The 19,564-nt window shown below is 72.1% G+C and carries 13 protein-coding genes; 4 read left to right on the top strand and 9 right to left on the bottom strand.

Annotation, left to right across the window (positions count from 1 at the left end; translation table 11 throughout):
• The first annotated feature begins 56 nt into the window (after positions 1–56).
• Together OL358_RS10710 and metX are read left to right on the top strand one after the other, a co-directional pair.
• Positions 57–1,076: a DUF2332 domain-containing protein gene (locus tag OL358_RS10710; RefSeq protein WP_264709957.1), complete on the top strand. Its 1,020-nt coding sequence runs from the start codon at positions 57–59 to the stop codon at positions 1,074–1,076.
• Between the two features lie 65 nt (positions 1,077–1,141).
• The gene (gene metX, locus OL358_RS10705; RefSeq protein WP_264709956.1) at positions 1,142–2,347 is read left to right on the top strand and encodes a homoserine O-acetyltransferase MetX; all 1,206 of its coding nucleotides are present in this window, start codon (positions 1,142–1,144) and stop codon (positions 2,345–2,347) included.
• Here metX and OL358_RS10700 read toward each other — a convergent pair.
• The 6 genes from OL358_RS10700 to OL358_RS10675 all read right to left on the bottom strand — a co-directional run bounded on the left by OL358_RS10700 (position 2,344) and on the right by OL358_RS10675 (position 12,673).
• On the bottom strand, positions 2,344–7,965 hold the full coding sequence (locus OL358_RS10700) for a DUF11 domain-containing protein (protein WP_264709955.1): 5,622 nt from the start codon (positions 7,963–7,965) through the stop codon (positions 2,344–2,346). The genes metX and OL358_RS10700 overlap by 4 nt on opposite strands.
• Before the next feature lie 40 nt (positions 7,966–8,005).
• Positions 8,006–8,752 carry an NUDIX hydrolase gene (locus OL358_RS10695; protein ID WP_264709954.1) on the bottom strand — a complete coding sequence of 249 codons (747 nt, stop codon included), beginning with the start codon at positions 8,750–8,752 and terminating at the stop codon, positions 8,006–8,008.
• A gap of 173 nt (positions 8,753–8,925) precedes the next feature.
• A complete protein-coding gene (locus OL358_RS10690; RefSeq protein ID WP_264709953.1) occupies positions 8,926–10,143 on the bottom strand; it encodes an MFS transporter in 1,218 nt (405 codons plus the stop codon).
• Positions 10,144–10,213: 70 nt separating this feature from the next.
• Positions 10,214–10,528 carry an MTH1187 family thiamine-binding protein gene (locus OL358_RS10685; protein ID WP_264709952.1) on the bottom strand — a complete coding sequence of 105 codons (315 nt, stop codon included), beginning with the start codon at positions 10,526–10,528 and terminating at the stop codon, positions 10,214–10,216.
• 26 nt (positions 10,529–10,554) lie between these two features.
• Positions 10,555–11,760, bottom strand: a complete 1,206-nt coding sequence (locus tag OL358_RS10680; RefSeq protein ID WP_264709951.1) for a hypothetical protein — start codon at positions 11,758–11,760, stop codon at positions 10,555–10,557.
• A 79-nt stretch (positions 11,761–11,839) separates the two neighbouring features.
• Positions 11,840–12,673 (bottom strand): NAD(P)H-hydrate dehydratase, encoded by an 834-nt coding sequence (locus OL358_RS10675; RefSeq protein ID WP_264709950.1) that lies wholly within the window; start codon positions 12,671–12,673, stop codon positions 11,840–11,842.
• A 31-nt stretch (positions 12,674–12,704) separates the two neighbouring features.
• Here OL358_RS10675 and OL358_RS10670 point away from each other — a divergent pair, with 31 nt between their 5' ends.
• Positions 12,705–13,769: an NADH:flavin oxidoreductase/NADH oxidase gene (locus tag OL358_RS10670; RefSeq protein WP_264709949.1), complete on the top strand. Its 1,065-nt coding sequence runs from the start codon at positions 12,705–12,707 to the stop codon at positions 13,767–13,769.
• A gap of 228 nt (positions 13,770–13,997) precedes the next feature.
• On the opposite strand, the gene OL358_RS10665 is transcribed toward OL358_RS10670, so the two are convergent.
• Both OL358_RS10665 and OL358_RS10660 read right to left on the bottom strand, forming a co-directional pair.
• Entirely contained in the window at positions 13,998–15,056 is a 1,059-nt protein-coding gene (locus OL358_RS10665; RefSeq protein ID WP_264709948.1) for a hemolysin family protein, read from the bottom strand.
• The gene (locus OL358_RS10660) at positions 15,053–16,384 is read right to left on the bottom strand and encodes a hemolysin family protein (RefSeq protein ID WP_264710280.1); all 1,332 of its coding nucleotides are present in this window, start codon (positions 16,382–16,384) and stop codon (positions 15,053–15,055) included. Before OL358_RS10660 ends, OL358_RS10665 begins: the two co-directional genes overlap by 4 nt.
• 320 nt (positions 16,385–16,704) lie before the next feature.
• On the opposite strand from OL358_RS10660, the gene OL358_RS10655 reads away from it, so the two are divergent.
• A complete protein-coding gene (locus OL358_RS10655) occupies positions 16,705–17,673 on the top strand; it encodes a hypothetical protein (protein ID WP_264709947.1) in 969 nt (322 codons plus the stop codon).
• 319 nt (positions 17,674–17,992) lie between these two features.
• Here the strand turns inward: OL358_RS10655 and OL358_RS10650 are convergent, their stop codons facing one another.
• Positions 17,993–19,450, bottom strand: coding sequence for a GuaB1 family IMP dehydrogenase-related protein (locus tag OL358_RS10650; protein ID WP_264709946.1), 1,458 nt, complete (start codon positions 19,448–19,450; stop codon positions 17,993–17,995).
• Positions 19,451–19,564: the final 114 nt, after the last annotated feature.

The following is a 19,564-nucleotide window of genomic DNA, read 5'->3' as shown; positions in this document are numbered from 1 at the left end:
CACGCATGCTAGACCGGCCCCACGACACCGGCCGGATGACCTCGTAGGGTGACCGCATGGGCACGGATCAGCAGGAGCAGATCGCCGCGTACTACGACGACTTCGCGCGGCGCTGGGCGCACTGCACCTCGCCGCTCTACGAGGACTGGGCGCTGGGCATCGCGCGCGACCCGGAGGTGCTCGCCCGCCTCACCGCGCTCCCGCACGCGAAGCGGCAGGCGAACCTCGTGTTCGCCGCCGCACGCTGGGAGGGCGCACCGCTCAGCCCGTACCACGAGGTGCGGCCGTGGCTGCTGGAGCACTGGGACCGCATCGTCGCGACGGGAGCCGCCCGCACCGTCCAGACGAACGAGGCCAATCGCTGCGCGACGTGGTTGCCCCCGCTGTCCCGCATCGACGGCCCGCTCGCCCTCCTCGAGGTCGGGGCTGCCGCCGGCCTCTGCCTCTTCCCCGACCGGTACAGCGTCGACTACGCCACGCCTTCCGGGATCCGTCGCGTCGATCCTCCGGCCGGACCGAGCGAGGTCGTGCTGTCGTGCCGCGTTGATGACCAGGCATCCGTCCCCGCTCGCTACCCCGACGTCGTCTCGCGCCGCGGGATCGATCTCGACCCCATCGACGCCGGCGACCCCGACGCCGTCGACTGGCTCGCCACGCTCGTGTGGCCCGGCCCCGACCACGACGCCCGGGTCGCCCGGCTGCGGGCAGCGGCGGCGATCGCAGCGGCGGATCCGCCCGTGATCGAGCGCGGCGACCTGCGTGAGAGGGTGACGGATGCCGCGTCCGCCGCCCCTGCGGACGCCACCGTCGTCGTGTTCCACAGCGCGGTCCTGCTTTATCTCGACGCCGAGGGGCGCCGGGAGTTCGCCGACCTCATGGCCGGGCTCGGCGACCGGATCGGACGCCGCGTCGTGTGGCTGTCGAACGAGACGCTCGGCACGCTGCCCGAGATCGACGCGCGGGTCCCTGCGGGGACCGCGACCGACCACCGCTTCGTGCAGACCTGGGATGCCCGCCCGATCGCCCTCGCCGGCCAGCACGGCGCGACCTACGAGACGGCGCCCTTCCGCGCCTGACGTCTCGGGCATTCTCGCCGCGTAACAGTCGGTCCGCCCTCCCGCCCACCGGCGAGAATGGGCGAATGGACTGGCAGACCTCCGAAGACACCGTGCCCTCGGCACCGGTGACGGAGGCGGACGCCCGCCTGCTCCTCGGCCGCCCGCCCGCGACCGGCGCGTGGCGCGACGGCGACCCCGTCGGCGAGCGGCAGTTCGCGGCGTTCGGATCGTTCCGCACCGAGGGCGGGAGCGAGCTGCCGGCGTACCGACTGGCGTTCGAGACGTGGGGCGAGCTCAACATCGCCCGCGACAACGCGGTGCTCGTCCTCCACGCGCTCACCGGAGACAGCCACGTGCGCGGACCGGCCGGGCCGGGGCATCCGACCAGCGGATGGTGGGATGACATCGTGGGTCCCGGCGCGCCGATCGACACCGATCGCTGGTTCGTCGTCGCGCCGAACATGCTCGGCGGATGCCAGGGCTCCACCGGTCCGGCCAGCATCGCGCCCGACGGGTACGAGTGGGCTTCGCGGTTCCCGTACCTGACGATCCGCGATCAGGTCGCGGCGCAGGTGCGGCTCGCCGACGCCCTCGGCATCGACGTGTGGGCCGCCGTCGTGGGCGGATCGATGGGGGGCATGCACGCACTCGAGTGGGCGGTCGGGCTCCCCGACCGCGTCGAGCGGGTCGGCATCCTGTCCGCCCCTCCGATCAACACGGCCGATCAGATCGCGCTCAACTCCGTGCAGATCGAGGCGATCCGCATCGACCCGCGTTTCCAGTCGGGCGAGTACTACGACGCCGCCGACGGCGACGGACCGACGCGCGGCCTCGCGCTCGCCCGGCGGATGGCGCTGCTGAACTACCGCTCCCCCACGGAGCTGAACCAGAGGTTCCAGCGGTCGTGGCAGTCCGGCGTGAGTCCCCTCGGCCACGGCGGGCGGTTCGCCGTCGAGTCGTACCTCGACTTCCACGGCAACAAGTTCACCCGCCGGTTCGACGCGAACAGCTACATCACCCTCGTCGAGGCGATGAACTCCCACGACGTCGGACGCGACCGCGGCGGCATCGACGATGCCCTCGCCCGGGTGACGGCGCGGGCGCTCGTGCTCGGCATCGACACCGACCGGCTGTTCCCGATCGAAGGGCAGCATCGCATCGCCCGCGGCATCGGCGGGACTCTCGACGGCGACGGGGCCGTCGTTCTCGCGAGCGACTTCGGCCACGACGGCTTCCTCATCGAGACGCATCTCGTCGGCGCGCACGTGCGCCGACTCCTCGAGTCCTAGATTCCGCATCCCGTCGTTCGGCGCCGACGGTCCACGAGGCCGCGGCCGACGTAGAGGAGCGCGCCGGTGACGGCGAGCACCGCGCCCCACAGCGCCGCGAGCACCGGCCACGAGCCGCCGGTGGCCGGAAGCCCGCCGCCGGGAGGGGCCGCGCCGGGACCGCCGGGCCCCGGGTCCGGCCCCGGATCGACGGGTGCAGCCAGCAGGGCGGTTACCTCGTCGTAGTTGTCGGCGCTCGCCTCGTCCTGCGCGGCCGAGCCCACCAGCGCGCCGTTGACGACGGAGCGCAGCGCGGGGTCGGTCGCGACGGTCAGAAGGATGCGGATGCCGGAGCCGACGTCGAGCGCGCCCGCCTCGCACGACACGACCTCGGCGCCCTCCGGCGCGGTGACCGTGCACGAACCGCCGCCCGGCACCACGCCCGAGACGAAGGTCATGCCGGCGGGGAGCGTGTCGCTCACGACGACTCTCGGCGCGAGCTGCGGACCGGCGTTGTTCACGTCGAGCGCGAAGACGAGCGGCTCGCCCGCGACGGGATCGTCGGTCACGAGGGACTTCTCGATCGCGAGATCCGATTGGATGAACGCATCCACCGTCACGGTCGTCCCGTTGTTGCCGGGTACCGCGTCATGTGTCGCCTCGGACGAGACGACGGCCGTGTTCACCACCGGGCCGGGGTCCATGCCCACGGGCAGCGTCACGACGACCGTGGCGGACACGCTCTCCCCCACCGCGAGCGCGCCGCCGATGCAGCGGACGCCGTCGTCGGACGAAGCGCACGCGAGGCCCTCACCGGTGGCCTCGACGAGGTCGACGCCCGCGGGGAGGCGGTCTTCGAGCACGACGTCGGAGGCCGTGGACGGTCCGTTGTTGGTCGCCGTGAGGGTGTAGACCACGTCTTCGCCGACCGCCTGGCTGAGGGTGTCGGCGACCTTCGTGACCGAGAGGTCGGCGTTCTGCACGATCGTCAGCGGCACCTCGCTGAGGTTGTTGCCGAAGTCGTATTCCCCGGTGACCGGCGAACTGGCCGCCGCCCTATTGACGACGTCGACGGGCGGCTGGTCGGCGGCCACGCGGCCGGACACGCGCACCGTGCGGCTCTCCCCCGCCGCCAGCGTGCCGATCGCGCACGAGACGAACTCGGCGCCCGTGCCGGGATCGACCGCGATGGCGCACGACGGATCGGACGAGGCGGCGTCGAACACGATCTCGGGCGGGAACAGGTCGCCCACCTCTGTCGCGACCGCATCCGACGGGCCTGCGTTGGTGACCACCAGGCTGAACCCCGCGAGCGAGCCCGCGACGATCTCCGACGAGTCCGGGATCTTCACGAGCGACAGGTCGGCGACCGCCACCACGTCGTGGGTCGCCTCGGCCGTCGCCGTCGCGGAGATGGACGAGATGACGGATGCCGCGTTCGTCACCGTCGCGACGCCCGCGACCGACGGGGAGACATCGCCCGAGATCGTGATCGTGACCGGCGGGGGCTCGGGGACGCGGCCGGGGCCGAGCACGGTGCCCAGCGCGCACGTCACGGTGCTCGGCGGCGTGATCTCGCACGACCCCTGGGTCGACGTCGCGGACGTCGCCGTGAACCCCGCGGGGAGCGTGTCCGTCACCACCGTGCCGGGCGCGTCGGAGGCACCCTCGCGGTTCAGGTCGAGGACGTTCGCAACGGTGAGCTGATAGCTGAAGCCCGTGCCGGGGACGATGTCGACGTCCCCGTCCCCGTTCACGTCGCTGCCGCCCATGAGCGCCTTCTCGATCGTCAGGGTCGCCACCGGGTCGGTGACGGTGATGGGCGCCTGCGCGGTGTTGTCGCCCTGGTCGGCATCGGAGGTGGCGGACGTGAGCGTCGCCGTGTTCGTGTACTCGCCGGCAGGTGCATTCGAGAGCGTGACACCGTCGACCTGGATCGTCCACGAGGCATCGCCCGCCGCGAACGCCGGCAGGTCGCCGAGCGGACACTGGAGGTCGCCTCCCGAGAACGAGCACGCCGCGGTGAGATCGGTCACCGACCCGTCGCCTCGGATCAGGCGCACCTGGTTGAGGAAGAAGTCGGTCATCGTCGACGAGTCCACCAGCGTCACGTCGCGCGCGACGGACGGTCCGTCGTTGCGCACCTCGATGAAGTAGCCCGTCGGCGCGCCCGCCGGCGCCGCGGACGGCTCGACGAATGCGAAACTCGGGAGATCGAGCGAGTACGTGCGCTTGGCGACGTTCAGATCGGCCCGGGTCGTCACCGGGTTCGAGCGTGCGGCGAAGTTGTTCGACGACACGGGATCGACGCGCTCCGGATCGGTGAGCTCGATCGTCGCGACGTTCGTGAGCAGCCCGCCCTCGGGAAGGTCGGCGTCGACGCGCACCACCACGGGGAAGATCGCCGCGAACTGGTCGGGAACGGTGGGCAGGTCGCACACCACCTGGTCGGGGGGAGTGAACACGCACTCCGGTACGGACGAGACGAACGTCACGCCCGGCGGAAGCGTGTCGACGACGCGGGCGGACGCGGCATCCGACGGCCCGAAGTTGAGCGCTGCGAGGTAGTACGTCACGGTCTCCCCCGCAGCGAACGCGCGCGGTGGCTCGTCTGGCGTCGGGAACCCTGTCGTGTCCCACTTCAGGACCGCGAGATCCGAGATGGCCCGCGCCGTCACGAAGGCGGTCGCCGTGTCGTTGCCGGACACCGGATCGGGTGTCGCGCTCACGGCGGTCGCCGTGTTCTCGGCACCCGCGTCGAGGTCGAAGCCGCTCGGGATGTTCATCAGGACCTCGACCGTGACCGCCTCGCCGGGGCCGATCGCGTCGGCGGCGCATGTGATGGTCGACGTTCCCGTGCATGCGATCGCGTCGTCCGCCGTCACCGACAGCAGCGTGAGCCCGGGCGGAAGCACATCGGTGAGGACGACGTCGGTCGCCGTCGACGGGCCGGCGTTTGCGACGACGACCGTGAAGGTCACGTCGTCCCCGGCGGCCGGCTGCGCCGGCTCGAAGGTCTTCGTGACCGAGACGTCGGCGACGGCGGCGATCTGGGTCGTCACGGTCCCCGCGTCGTTGCCGGGCTCCGGGTCATCGGTCGACGCCGCGGCGGTCGCGGTGTTGACCACGGGCCCCGGCTGCGTGTCGGGCGCCACATCGGCGACCACGGTGATCGTCGCCGACGACACAGTGCCCGCGGCATCCGGACCCGGCAGCGTCCCGAGGTCGCACGTCACCGTCGTGCCGGGCGTGCACGTGCCGCGGCTCGTGGTGACCGACGCGATCGTGAAGCCCGCGGGCAGCGGATCCGAGAGCGTCACCGCCTCGGCCGTCGACGGCCCCGCGTTCGTGACCACGATCGAGTAGGTCGCCTGTCCGCCCGCCGTGGCCCCTGTACCGGCCTTCGTCGTGCGGATGTCCGCCTGCGGGCTCGTCGCGGTGATCGACGCGGTCGCGGTGTTGTCTTCGGCGTCGGCGTCGGGGGTGCTCGAGGCGACCGTCGCGGTGTTGCCGATCACGACGCCGGTCGCGGCATCCGGCGAGAGACGGGCCACGACCGTCATGACGACCGACGCGCCCGGGGCGAGCACCGGCGTGGTGCACTGGGCGACGGCGCCGGTGATCGAGCAGGTGGATCCCGGCGCGGTCGCGTCGGTGACCACGAGCCCGGGGTCGTCCACGGTGTCGGTGACGAGCACGTCGACGGCGTTCGACGGGCCGTCGTTCGTGACGGTCACGGTGTAGGTCGTGGACCCGCCCGGGGTGACGCTCGCAGGCGACGCCGTCTTCGTGACCGAGAGGTCCGCCTCGCGCGCGAGCGTGACCGACGCTCCGGCCGTGTTGTCGCCCGGGTCGGGATCCGAGGTCGACGATGACACCCCCGCGACATTGACGACGGATGCCGCGCCCGACTCCGGCGGGACGTCGACGACGATCGTCACGTCGACGGCCGCCCCGTCGGGAACGGATCCCAGCTCGCACGTGACGACGCCCGCGGCCGGCGCGCACGATCCCTGGCCGGCGGTCGCCGAGACGAAGGTCGTTCCCGCCGGGAGCTGGTCCGTCACGACGACTCCGGTCGCCGCGTTCGGTCCGTCGTTCGAGACGGTGAGCCTCGAGGTCACCCGCCCGCCCGCGAACGCGGGATCGGGAGACATCGTCTTGGCGATCGACAGGTCGGCGAGCGCGGCGACGTCGATGACCGCGGGCGCGACGACGTACTGCAGGGCGCGGGCGAGCGTCGCGGCCGTGTAGTCGAGGACCGCGGCGTTGCGGAGAGTGGTGCCCCCGGCATCCGCCTCGACCTGCACGCGGATGCGCGCCGACCACGTCGCCCCGACGCCGATGGTCCCCGCGGCGCACGTCACATCACGGCCGGATCCGGTGCAGGAGCCCGTGCTCGAGTCCGCCGACAGGAACGTCGTCCCCTCCGGCAGCGTGTCGGTCACGACCGCGCCCGTCGCAGGATCCTGACCGGTGTTCGGATACGTCAGCGTGTACTCGAGCTCGTCGCCGGGCAGCGCGGGGGTGCGCCCGGCGAGGTTCGCCACCGTCTTCGTGCTCGTGGTGAAATCGGGTGCGAACAGGCGGATCGCCGTCGTGACGACACCCGGGAAGTACCGGTCCCCCGTGCTCTCCAGGGAGACCGTGGCCGAAGTGGCGCTGTTCGGGATGCCGCTCGCCGCCAGATTCTTGATGTCGAATCCCAGCATGTTGAGGTGCGCCGGCGAGCGCGCGGAGACGCTCGCGCCGTTGTCGTCGTTCGTGCCGTTGAAGAAGTTGCTGCCCCGCGACAGGGGCGTGGTCGACAGCAGTGTGCTGTTGAGCCTGGCGGAGTCGCCGGACGTGGAGAAGTCGCCCTCGTAGGCGACCATCCCCAACTGCGTCTCGACGGGGCCGGTCACGGGCGTGCGGAATCCGGACAGGTCGATCTGCTGCGGTTCGTCGCGGCCCACGTCGGCGAAGCCGTCGAACACCGTCAGGCTGCGCAGCGGCAGGCCCGGCGCTCGGTAGACCACCACGAGCGACCATCCGGCGTACCGGTCCTCGCCGGTGCCGGCGACGACGTTCGCGCCCCAGTAGGCGCCCGGTCCTGCCGCGCGCACCAGCGAGGTGACCTCGGCGAACTCCTGATAGGCCTGATCGCCCGCCGTCGGCCCGAATCCCGCCTGCGACGTCACCGAGGCGTAGCCCGGCGCACCGGGCACGCGCAGCAGCATCGCCTTGCGGTCGCCGGCGCCGGCGACGCCTCCGGCGGCGCGGCTGAGCCGCGCGCCCCAGTAGAGTCCCGCCCACAGGACTTCGCCCGAAGGCGGGGCGGTGACCTGCGCACTGGACGAGTTGAAGGTCGACGGATCCGCGTCGGCGTCGAGGTGCCGCATCGCGAAGCTGTTGTTGTTGAGCGCCGTCGTGCCGGCCTGCGCGCCCGCGCATCGGGCATCCGTCGGCGGGCAGGTGAGCAGGTTGTTGCCGAAGATCGCGATGGTGCCGTTGTCGTCCGTCGAGAACCGAGCCGCGAAGGGCACGATCGGCACGGCGCTCGAAGGTGCGGGCATGAGCGCGAGCAGCAGTACCGCGAGGACTGCTGCGACGAGGCCCGTCTTCAGCCACTCACGGCGGAACCCCCCGATCGGCCGCACACGCACAAGGTAGCAGGCGGCCCGGCGCAGCGGGGCGGCGTCACCCCGCCTGGGTGTACCGCCACGGGAGCGCGCCGATCTCGAGGCGGTGACGGGCACCGGACCCGTCGGACGCGGCATCCGCCTCGTACTCGGCATCGCCGTGCCACATCAGGATCGGCCCCTCGGCGCCTCTCCGGGCGACGGTCTCGAAGCGCTCGACACCCGCCAGCCGCGCGGCCCCCAGTGCCGAGGCGGCGTCCGGATGGGCCGACAGCCCGTGCAGGGTGACCCATGTGGGCGGGTAGAGCGTCAGCTCGCCGCGCCCGTGCCGCTCGAGCAGGTCGGCGGGACGCGCCCACTCCGCCGCGACGGCCTCCGCCGGGTGCAGGCGGAGGTCCCCGGCGGGCGCCGCCGCGACGAAGAACCACGTGCGGATCCGAAGGGCGATGCCGGGCGGCGGGTCCCAGCACGACAGCGTCACGAGGTCCGCGGCATCCAGCACCAGCCCCGTCTCTTCGACGGTCTCGCGCACGCCCGCACGGCGGGCCGACATCTCCTCGACGTCGGCGAGGTCGGCCGGTTCGAGCTTTCCGCCCGGAAACACCCAGGCACCGGCGAACGAGCCGCGGTCGGGGCGCTCGATGAGCAGCACCTCGGCGCCGTCGGGCGCATCGCGCAGGAGCACCACCGTCGCGGCGACCGGGATGTCGGGATCGACCGCGTCGCGCGGCGTGCGGGCCCGCGACCGCTCGATCGAATCGGCGACGGCACGCAAGGCGCGGTCTGCGGGGGTCTGCTCCGACACGCGATCCACTCTAGGCCGCCGATCGGCACGACCCCCGGCGTACCCAACTCAGGATGAACTCGCCGCCTGCGCCGCCGCGCCCGCGGAATTCCGGGGATCTGTAGGCCGACACAGTCCGGATCTCCTGAGTTGGGTACGCCGCGGCGACGCGCACCCGGGACTCGCGCCCCGGATCAGGCCGAGACGGGGGCCCGCCGTCGCTCGAGTGCCAGGCTGAACGCGGCGAGGGCGAGGCCGCCGAGCGCCAGCAGCACGCCGACCCACGCGGGTGCAACGTATCCCCAGCCGGCGGCGATGACCACGCCGCCGAGGAACGCGCCGACGCTGTTGCCGATGTTCAGCGCGGAGTGGTTGAGCGCGGCCGCGATCGACTGGTTGTCGCCGGCGACTTCCAGCAGGCGGGACTGGATGGCCGGGCTCAATGCCGAAGAGACGAAGCCCGTGGCAAAGGCGAACAGACCCACGGCCCAGATCCACTGCGCGGTCAGAGCGAACAGGGCGAGCACGACCGTCAGCGCGATCAGGCTCCCGATGAGCGTGCGCTTGAGGTCGACGTCGGCGAGGTGCCCGCCGACGAGGTTGCCGATCGTCATGCCGAGGCCCATCACCACGAGGATGATCGGCACGACCCACTCGGGCGAGCCAGTGCCCTCGGTGACGACCGAGGCGACATAGCTGTACACCGCGAAGAATCCGCCGAAGCCGATCGCCCCGACGCCGAGCGCCAGCCAGACCTGCCCGATGCGGAACACCTTCAGCTCCTGGCGGAGCGTGCGGCCCGGCTCGCCCGCGTGCGCGGGCACGAAGAGGGCGATGAGCAGCGTGGCGAGGGCGAAGATCCCGGCGACCACCATGAACGCCGCGCGCCAGCCGACCTGCTGCCCGAGGAAGGTTCCGAGCGGGACACCGACCACGTTCGCCACGGTCAGGCCGGTGAGCACGAACGCGACCCCCTTGGCGCGGTTGCCGGGGCCGAGCACATCGGCGGCGACGAGCGCGCCGATGCCGAAGAAGGCACCGTGCGGCAGGCCGGCGAGGAAACGGGATGCCGCGACCAGCTCGAACGTCGGAAGCAGAAAGGTGAGCGCGTTGAACGCCGCGAGCGCGAGGGCGAGGCCGATCATGACGCGGTGGCGCGGATACTTCGCGACGCTTCCCGCGATGGTGGGGGCGCCGACGACGACGCCCAGCGCGTACAGGGTGATGAGCCAGCCGGCCTGGGCGACGGCATCCGCGGGGTTCGACGCCCACTGCGCGGGCAGGAGGTCCTGGGCGATGTTCGGCAGCAGGCCCATGACGACGAACTCGGTCATGCCGATGCCGAAGCTGCCGACGGCGAGGGAGAGGAGCGCCCACGTCGCCGCCCCCCTCGTCAGATTCGAGGAGGTCACCCGGTCATGCTAGCCGCGGGTGCGGCATCCTGTCGAATCGATTCGAAGCGGATGCCGCGCCCGGCCCCGCTCACGCGTCGCGCTGCTCCTCGATGGCGGCTTCGAGACGCTCGACCTTGCCGTCGAGCTCGCCGGTCCAGCCGGGACGGATGTCGGCCTTGAGGACGAGCGAAACCCGGGAGCCGAACGGCTGGACGGCCTCGGTGGCGCGCTTGACGACGTCGAACACCTCGTCCCACTCCCCCTCGATCTCGGTGAACATCGAGGTGGTGCGGTGGGGCAGGCCGGAGTCGCGCACGACGCGGACCGCTGCGGCGACGGCGTCGTGCACCGAACCGTCCGCACTGCCGGTGCCGCTGGGAGCGACGGAGAAGGCGACGAGCATGGGAACCTCCGAGGGGTCGATGGATGTCAGGAAGCGAGGCGGACCCGCGCACCGCGCGGAGCCCGCACGACGCGCACCACCGCCCACACGAGCAGCGCGATCAGCAGCAGGTTGCGCAGCGTGAGAACCGAGGCGGCGAAGGCGTCGGCGAGGATGAGGCGGTCGTAGAGCAGGGGGTAGACCAGCTGGGTCAGCAGCGCGGCGGCGAGCCCCGCCACGGCGGCGCCCCACCACCGCCGGCGATCGAGCACGAGCCCGATCGCGATCGGGGTGATGATCCAGGTGAGGAACTGGGGCGAGCCGACCTTGTTGAACACGATGAAGGCGAGCACGAGGGCGAGGGCGAGCGGCGGGAACAGCGCCGCGAACCTCGCGCCACGCCACGCCTGCACAGCGCCGAGCGCCGCGACCGCGAGCACGGCGAGCACCAGCAGCGGCGTCATCGCCGCGATCACCGGATCGACGTTCGGACCGGTGACCTGGAAGGTGAGGATGTCGAAGTCGTAGTAGACCGCGGCCCCCTCGACGCCGGCCACCGCCTGCCAGAGGTACCACGCCGTCACGGGCGCCTCGAGCTGAAGTCCGCGCCCGGTCTGGCCGGCGACGAACCCGAAGGCATGCGCTCCCCCGCCGGCGGCGACCACGGCCACGAGCGTGAGGCCCGTGACGATCAGCGCGCCGGCGAGCACGACGAGCCGTCGCCGCACGGCGATCACGGCCGCCGCAAGAAGGGCGGCCGGCCAGACCTTCATCCACGTCGCCGCCGCCAGCAGCATCGACGCCAGAAGCGGGCGACCGACGAGCCACAGCACGCCGGCGAGCGCGAGAGGCACGGTGACGGCATCCAGCCGGTACATGCCCACGGGCCCCAGCAGCAGGATGAAGAGGAGCCAGAAGGCCGCGGCGACCGTACGGCCGGCGGAGCGCCCACGTCCCACGAGCAGCGCGAACGCGAGGGCGTTGAGCGCCGTGATCAGGATCGCCCACGCGACCTCGTAGCCGGCGATCCACGCCAGACCGAGGGCGAGCACCATCGGCACGATCGCGAGCTGCGGATAGATCCACTCCTGCGAGATTCCCATGATCGAGCCGTTCTCGACCGCCGCGCGCACCCACGGCTCGTACACGAGGGAGACGTCGCCCATCGGCGCGTTCGGCTCCGTGAAGCCGAGGCTCGCCACGACGACGTGCACCACGGCGAACCCGACCCACAGCCATGCTCGCCTCGACACTCGGCAATCCTATTTCGCGCCGGGCGCGGCACCGGGCCGCGCGGCCCGTGCGCGCGCGTGCGCCGTCGCGCAGCGCGCGTCACACGGCGTCGAGCGCGTCGGCGACGGCGTGGGAGAGCGACTCCGCGACATCGAGCGCCGTGATCGGCCCACCGCCGCGCGCGGCCGATGCGAGGCGGCCGGCGTGCCCGTGCAGCCAGGCGCCGGACGCGGCGAGTGCGGCGAGGGACGCGGCATCCGTCGCCCTCTCCCCCGCAACCGCCGCCGCGACGAGCGCGCCGATCGCACCCGCGAGCACGTCGCCGGTGCCCGCCGTCGCGAGCCACGGCGTGCCCGCCGACACCTCGATCACCGCGCCGTCGGGAGCGGCCACGATCGTCGACGATCCCTTCAGCAGCACGACCGCCCCGGTGGCCTCGGCCGTCTCGCGGGCAGACGCTGCGCGATCGACCCCGGCGTGCCCGAGGCCGAGTGCCGAGCGCAGCCGCGCGTGCTCGCGGTCGTGCGGGGTGAGGATGCGCGGCGCCGTGGCGTCCGCCGCGAGGTCGAGGGCGCCGGCATCCACGATCACCGGATCGGTGTCGTGCAGGATGCCGCGCAGGGCCTCCGTCTCGTGCGACGGGCGGGTCGCGGCATCCGTCCCCGATCCGATCAGCCATGCCTGCACGCGCCCATCGGCCGCGACGGTCTCTGGCCTGCGCGCGAGCACCAGCGACGTCGGACGCTCCGGCCCGAGGTAGCGCACCATGCCCAGTCCGGTGCGCCACGCCGCCTCGACGCCCAGGACCGCGGCGCCCGGATACGTGTCGGACCCGGTGCGGATGCCGAGCACTCCGCGGGAATACTTGTCGTCGGAGGCCGTTGGCCTTCGCAGGACGCGACCGGCGTCCGCCGCCGTCCATGACCGGGTCATGGCGCCACCCTACCCGCGGAGACTCCCCCGAATGAGCACACTCTTCACGCCCCTCTCGCTGCGCGACCTGACCCTTCGCAACCGGCTGTGGGTCTCACCGATGTGCCAGTACAGCGCCGTGGGCGGCGTGCCGCAGGAGTGGCACCACACGCACCTCGCGCAGTTCGCGTCGGGCGGGGCCGGGCTCGTGATCGCCGAGGCGACGGCCGTCTCACCGGAGGGCCGCATCTCGCCGGACGACACCGGACTGTGGACCGACGAGCAGCGCGACGCGTGGGCGCCGATCGTCGCCGCGATCCGTTCGCGCGGCGCGGTCGCCGCCGTGCAGCTGGCCCACGCCGGACGCAAGGCCTCGACGTGGTCGCCCTTCTCGGGACGCCGCGGCACGGTCGCCGAAGCCGAAGGCGGCTGGGGCACGGTCGCGCCGTCGGCCGTCGCCTTCGACGGCTTCGCCGAGCCCGCCGCACTCGACCTCGCCGGCATCGACCGCGTCGTCGCCGACTTCGGGTCCGCCGCCCGGCGCGCCGTGGCCGCCGGATTCGAGGTGCTCGAGGTCCACGCCGCGCACGGCTACCTCCTCCACCAGTTCCTGTCCCCGCTGTCGAACCTGCGCGGCGACGAGTACGGCGGCTCGCTCGAGAATCGCGCGCGCCTGCTCCTGCGAGTGATCGACGCCGTGACGGATGCCGCGCCCGGCATCCCGCTGCTGGTGCGGTTCTCTGCGACCGACTGGGCGGACGGCGGCTGGGATGCCGACCAGACCGCCGTGGTCGCGCGCTGGGCGGCCGAGCACGGCGCCGACTTCTTCGACATCTCCAGCGGCGGTCTCGTCGCGCACCAGAAGATCACGACCGGCCCCGGATACCAGGTCGACCTCGCAGCGCGCGTTCGCCGGGAGGCCGGCGTGCCCGTGAGCGCCGTGGGCATGATCGACGACGCTTCGCACGCCGAGCAGATCCTCGCCGACGGCGAGGCAGACGCGATCATGGCCGGACGCGAGTGGCTGCGCGACCCGCACTACGCCCTCCGCGCCGCCGACGAGCTCGGCGCCGAGATCGACTACTGGCCGAAGCAGTACCTGCGCGCCCGGCGCTGAGCCGCGCGCCCGGCCTCACCCGCCCCCGCCTCGCCTCGCCCGGCCCCGCCTCGCCCCGCCAGCCCCGGCCGCCCCGCCCCGCCGGGCGGCCCCGCCGGGCGGCGCATAACTCCTGCACTTTCACCGATCCGGGGCCGGAGCGCTCCGTGTTTCCGCACCACGGGCGCCGCCCAGCTGAGAATGTGCAGGAGTTATGCGCCGCGACAGGCCGGGACAGGCCCGCGCGGGTCAGCGCAGGCCGCGACGCGTCGCGTCCTGCACCTCGCCGATGAGCTCCTCGATGATGTCCTCCAGGAAGAGGACTGCGGTGATCTCGCCGTCGTCGTTGCGCACCTGGGCGAGGTGACGGCCCGCGCGGCGCATGACCGCCAGCGCGTCCTCGAGGTCCGTGGTCTCGAGCACCGGGACCATATGGTGGATGCGCTTGGCCGGGATCGGACGGGCGACGTCGGTCGCGGCATCCGGCCCCTCTGCCGCCTGCAGGATGTCCTTCAGGTGCACGTACCCGAGCGGCGTGCGGGCCGTGTCGACGATCACGTAGCGCGAGAACCCGTGCTTCGACACGGCGCGCTCGATCTCGTCGGGCGTCGTCGTCTCGGGCAGCGTCACCAGGTCGGCCAGCGGCACCGCGATGTCGGCGGCCTTCTTGTCGGTGAACTCCAGCGCCGCCGAGACGGTGCCGGCGAGGTCGTCGAGGACGCCCTCGATGCGCGACTGGTTCACGATCGTGGCGACCTCCTCGAGCGTGAAGGTCGAGGCTGCCTCGTCCTTCGGCTCGACGCGGAACAGGCGCACGACGTGGTTCGCGATCCAGTTCAGTGTGACGATCACCGGGTGGAAGACCTTCGACACCCACACCAGCGGGGTCGCGAGCATCAGCACTGCGCGGTCGGGGATCGAGAACGCGAGGTTCTTCGGCACCATCTCGCCGAACACGACATGCAGGTACGACACGAGCAGCAGCGCGATGACGAACGCGATCGTGTCGACGGCGCCCTCCGACAGGCCCGTGAGGGCGAGCGGCTCCGCGAGCAGGTGGTGGATGGCCGGTTCCGACACGTTGAGGATCAGCAGCGAGCAGATCGTGATGCCGAGCTGGCTCGTCGCGAGCATCAGGGTCGCGTGCTCCATCGCGTAGAGCGCGGTCTTGGCCGAGCGCGATCCCTTCTCGGCGAGCGGCTCGATCTGCGAGCGGCGGGCCGAGATGACGGCGAACTCGGCGCCGACGAAGAAGGCGTTCGCGATGAGGAGGACCACGAGCCAGGCGATTCCTGCCCAATCGTTCATCGGGACTCACCCCCTTCCGTCGCGGCCACGTCGTGCGGCATGGGGGTGGGGGTGAAGCGCACGCGGTCGACCCGGCGGCCCTCCATGCGCTGCACCTCGATCGCGCCATCCTCGGTCTCGATGCGGTCGCCCACGACGGGGATGCGCTCGAGGACGCTCATGATGTACCCGCCGACCGTGTCGTACACGTCGCCCTCGGGGATGCGGATGCCGGTGCGATCGAGCACCTCGTCGGGTCGGAGTTCGCCGGGGAACTGGATCGAGCCCTCGGCCCGGACGATTCCCGCCCGACGGCGGTCGTGCTCGTCGAGCACCTCGCCGACGATCTCCTCGACGAGGTCCTCGAGCGTGACGACGCCGGCCGTGCCGCCGTACTCGTCGACGACGACCGCCATCTGGTAGCCGCGCGCGCGCAGCTCCGAGACGAGGGCGTCGAGGTGGACAGCCTCGGGGATGCGCAGCGGCTCAGTCGCCAGCGCCCCCGCGGGCACGTCCGTGCGCCGGTCGCGGGGCACGCCGACGGCGGCCTTCAGATGCACGATGCCGGTGATGTCGTCCATCGAGTCGTCGTAGACGGGGAAGCGACTGTGTCCCGTGCGGCGCGCGAGCTGGATCACATCTTCGGCGGAATCGTCCGCGGAGACCGCGTGGATGCTGGGGCGCGGCGTCATGACGTCCGCCGCGCTGAGGCGCGCGAAGGTCAGGCTGCGGTCGAGGAGCGACGCCGTGTCTTCCTCGAGCACGCCGGCGCTCGCCGATCGGCGCACGAGACTGGAGAGCTCCTCGGCCGTACGCGCGCCGGACAGCTCTTCCTTCGGTTCGATGCCGACGGCCCGCAGCACGCCGTTGGCGCTGCCGTTGAGCACGACGATCGCGGGGCGGAACACGGTGGTGAACGCCACCTGGAACGGCATGACGAGCTTGGCGGTCTGGCGCGGGATGGCCAGGGCGAAGTTCTTCGGAACCAGTTCGCCGATGATCATCGAGAAGATCGTGGCGACCGAGATGGCGATGATGACCGCGAGCGGGCTCACGAGACCTGCGGGCAGGCCCCACGCGGTGAACACCGGGCGCAGCAGGCTCGAGATCGCCGGCTCCATCGTGTAACCGGTGAGGAGCGTGGTCAGCGTGATGCCGAGCTGCGCGCTGGAGAGATGCGTCGAGGTGATCTTCAGCGCGCTGATGGTCATCGAGAGGCGGGTTTCGCCGGCCTCGCGGCGAGCCTCGAGGTCAGCGCGGTCGAGGTTGACCAGCGCGAACTCGCTCGCGACGAACAGGCCGGTCCCGACCGTGAGCAGAAGCCCCACGCCCAGCATGACGTAATCCATCACGCATCACCCCCGATCGAACGGGAGGCGGGTCGGTGGGGCGAGGGTCTGCAACTGGGAGGGTCGTCCATCGTGCCGACAAGTCTACGGCAGGACTCCCCCGCCGGCCGGGCCGCGGCATCCGTCGTCTGCGGGCTTCGCGCTGTCGGTTCCTGCATCCGCGGCGGCTCGAAGAGGCCGCGAGTGCAGGAATCGGCAGCGTGTCGGGGATGAGCGGATGCCGCGTTCCGCGACTCCTCCCCAGAGGAGTGTGTCGCGACGGAACCCACGCGAGCGGCGCCTGAGCCCGTCGTGCCCGCCTTCGCGACGGAGGCTCGACCATGAGCGAGCCGCGCATCCTGGACTACCAGCCTCCGATCGTCGTCTTGCGCCGGCGGGACCAGCTCGACGCCGTCGACGACCGTCGACTGGCGAGGGGCGTCCGCTCCGGCATCTGGGTGCGGGTGACGACGGGGGCATATGCCCGTCGGGTGGATTGGCTCGCGCTGCGCCCGATCGAGCGCCATCGCGTCTTCGTGCACGAAGTGTGTCGACGCCTCGAGCCCGGCGCCGTCGTGTCGCATCTCGCCGCGGCGGCCGTGCACGGAATGGACGTTCTGGGCAAGTGGCCCGACCGGGTCGATGTCCGGATCGAGCGAGCGACCGGCGGCCGGTCCGGCGGCGCCGTGTGCAGGCACGCATGCGGGCTCGAAGAGGTTCAGACGACCGACTTCGGCGTGCACGCACTCACCACGCCCGCGCAAACGGCGCTGGACCTGGCGCGAACCTTGCCCTTTCTGCGCGCATCAACGGCGGTGGATCAAGCGCTGTGGTCCGGGCGGCCCGGAGGGGCACTCGCAACCAGGGACGAGTTGCTCGCCCTCCTCGATGCCGGACCGCCTCAACGCGGTGACGTGCGGGCTCTTCATGTCGTCCACCTGGCCGAAGACGGCGCGGCGAACGTGCGCGAGACCCACGCCCGCGTTCTGCTCGCCAAGCTCGGATTCCCCGTCTCGCGGCCACAGGAGCGTCGCCTTCTGGCCTCCGGTCGACTTGTCTTCGGCGATCGGTACTTCCCCGAACAGGATCACTGGCTCGAGATCGACGGACGCGGGAAGTACATGAGCCCTGAATTCCTCGGCGGCCGCCTCCCCGCGGAGATCGTGATCGATGAGAAGAATCGCGAGAACGAGATCCGTCGCGAGGTGCGGGGGTTCTCACGGCTCGAGGCCATCGAGCTCGACGACGAGCGCCGCGTGTACGACATCCTGACCGCGGATGGGCTGCCGAGCTCGAGGCGGCGTCCGTAGGGTGTCGGCCGCGGCATCCGCTCCTCGCCCCTCCCCCGCGGCCGGTCGGTGATCCGCGCTTCGCCGGCGCGGGCTTCGCGCTGTCCAATCCTGCAAACGCGACTCGACCGAAGCCACGCGGATGCAGAAGCGGGCAGCGCGAAGCGCGGGCGGCGCGAAGCGCCGGGAGAGCGCGAAGCGCGGGCGGCGCGAAGCGCCGGGAGAGCGCGAAGCGCGGGCGGCGCGAAGCGCCGGGAGAGCGCGAAGCGCGGGCGGCGCGAAGCGCCGGGAGAGCGCGAAGCGCGGGCGGCGCGAAAGCGCCGGCGCGACGACGCGGGCCTCACCAGCTGACGGGCAGCGCCTTGCCCTCTTCGTACCCGGCGGCGGACTGCAGACCGACACGCGCGCGGTCGTGGAACTCGGGGACAGTCGCGGCGCCGGCGTAGGTGAACGACGACCGCACGCCGGACGTGATCATGTCGAGCAGGTCCTCCAGGCCGGGACGCAGCGGATCGAGGTAGATCTTCGACGACGAGATGCCCTCGGCGAACAGCTCCTTGCGCGCGAGCTCGTACGGGTCGAGCCGGCCGAAGCGCTCGTGGACCGCCTTGGTCGAGGCCATGCCCCAGGACTCCTTGTAGGTGCGGCCGGCCGCGTCGACCTGAAGCTCGCCGGGCGCCTCGATCGTGCCCGCGAACCACGAGCCGATCATGACGGATGCCGCGCCCGCCGCGAGCGCGAGCGCGACGTCGCGCGGGTAGCGCACTCCGCCGTCCGCCCACACGTGCGCGCCCATGATGCGGGCGGCCTCGGCGGCCTCGAGCACCGCCGAGAACTGCGGACGACCGACCGCCGTCATCATGCGGGTCGTGCACATGGCCCCGGGACCGACGCCGACCTTGAGGATGTCCGCACCCGCGGTCACGAGGTCGTGCACGCCCTCGGCGGTCACGATGTTGCCCGCCGCGATCGGGATGCCGAGGTCGAGGTCGGCGACCGCGCGCAGCGCGCGCAGCATCCCCTCCTGATGGCCGTGGGCGGTGTCAACGACGAGCACGTCCACGCCCGCCGCGGCGAGCGCCTGGGCCTTCGCGGCGACGTCGCCGTTGATGCCGATCGCGGCGGCGACGATGAGCCGTCCGGACGCGTCGACGGCCGGACGATAGAGGGTCGAGCGCAGCGCGCTGCGCCGCGAGAGCGTGCCGACGAGGTGCCCGTGGTCGAGGACGCACACCGTCTCGGCGCCCGCGGCCACGATCACGTCGAACGCGTGCCGCGCGCTCTCGATGTCGACGGCGTCGACGGATGCCGTCCGCCCGCGTGCGAGGTCGCCCAGGCGGGCGTCCGGCAGAGCGGTGCCCAGGCGCGTCGCGGGCACGACGCCGAGGATGTCGCCGATGTCGAGCTTCCCGGCCGCAGCATCCGCCACCACGATGCCGTGACCCTCGGTCGCCGGCAGCAGCCGGGCGGCGTCGGCCACGGTCGCGTCGGGCGGCAGCACCAGCGGGGTGTCCCACGGCACGGGCTGCGACTTCACCCAACGGATCGCGGCGTCGAGCTCTTGGAGCGGCATGTCCTGCGGGAGCACGCCGAGCCCTCCGCGACGAGCGAGGGTCGCCGCAAGCCGAGCGCCGGTGACCGAGTTCATGTTCGCCGACACGAGCGGGATCGTCGCCGTCGTCCCGTCGCGCGGCGACAGATCGACGTCGAGGCGGCTGGTGATCGAAGACCGCCGGGGGACGAGGAAGACATCGGAATACGTCAGATCGACGTCGGGGCGGTCACCGTAGAACTCCATGTCCGTCAAGGGTAGTGACACTTCCTGTACAGGTAATGATGTGAGTTCTTTCAGGCGGGGCTCCTCCACAGCCGGAATCGTCGCGTCAGACTGGGTTACGCTTGAGAGTCGTGC

The sequence above is a fragment of the Microbacterium sp. SSM24 genome (assembly GCF_025989145.1).
Classification (GTDB): domain Bacteria; phylum Actinomycetota; class Actinomycetes; order Actinomycetales; family Microbacteriaceae; genus Microbacterium.
This window is presented reverse-complemented; position numbering and strand designations above follow the sequence as displayed.

What these genes read in the sequence shown, in the direction of transcription:
- OL358_RS10710 (WP_264709957.1), top strand. Translation starts at nt 57, where the DNA reads ATGGGCACGGATCAGCAGGAGCAGATCGCCGCGTACTACGACGACTTC.
- metX (WP_264709956.1), top strand. Translation starts at nt 1,142, where the DNA reads ATGGACTGGCAGACCTCCGAAGACACCGTGCCCTCGGCACCGGTGACG.
- OL358_RS10685 (WP_264709952.1), bottom strand. Translation starts at nt 10,528, where the DNA reads ATGCTCGTCGCCTTCTCCGTCGCTCCCAGCGGCACCGGCAGTGCGGAC.
- OL358_RS10675 (WP_264709950.1), bottom strand. Translation starts at nt 12,673, where the DNA reads ATGACCCGGTCATGGACGGCGGCGGACGCCGGTCGCGTCCTGCGAAGG.
- OL358_RS10670 (WP_264709949.1), top strand. Translation starts at nt 12,705, where the DNA reads ATGAGCACACTCTTCACGCCCCTCTCGCTGCGCGACCTGACCCTTCGC.
- OL358_RS10665 (WP_264709948.1), bottom strand. Translation starts at nt 15,056, where the DNA reads ATGAACGATTGGGCAGGAATCGCCTGGCTCGTGGTCCTCCTCATCGCG.
- OL358_RS10660 (WP_264710280.1), bottom strand. Translation starts at nt 16,384, where the DNA reads ATGGATTACGTCATGCTGGGCGTGGGGCTTCTGCTCACGGTCGGGACC.
- OL358_RS10655 (WP_264709947.1), top strand. Translation starts at nt 16,705, where the DNA reads ATGAGCGAGCCGCGCATCCTGGACTACCAGCCTCCGATCGTCGTCTTG.
- OL358_RS10650 (WP_264709946.1), bottom strand. Translation starts at nt 19,450, where the DNA reads ATGGAGTTCTACGGTGACCGCCCCGACGTCGATCTGACGTATTCCGAT.